General features: G+C 50.0%; 1 protein-coding gene. It reads left to right on the forward strand.

Annotation, left to right across the window (positions count from 1 at the left end):
* A partial coding sequence (locus V5P19_RS23655) for a tail fiber assembly protein (RefSeq protein ID WP_334407986.1) occupies positions 1-270 on the forward strand: 270 nt, incomplete at both ends.

The following is a 270-nucleotide window of genomic DNA, read 5'->3' on the forward strand; positions in this document are numbered from 1 at the left end:
GGGTAAAACGGTTTATGACGTAGCGTCAGGGGACGCGTTATTTATTTCTGAACTCGGTCCGTTACCGGAAAATGTTACCTGGTTATCGCCGGAAGGGGAGTTTCAGAAGTGGAACGGCACAGCCTGGGTGAAAGATGCAGAAGCAGAAAAACTGTTCCGGATCCGAGAGGCGGAAGAAACAAAAAACAGCCTGATGCAGGTAGCCAGTGAGCATATTGCGCCACTTCAGGATGCTGTAGATCTGGAAATCGCAACGGAGGAAGAAACCTC

Source organism: Enterobacter sp. UNJFSC 003 (genome assembly GCF_036903355.1).
Lineage (GTDB): Bacteria > Pseudomonadota > Gammaproteobacteria > Enterobacterales > Enterobacteriaceae > Enterobacter.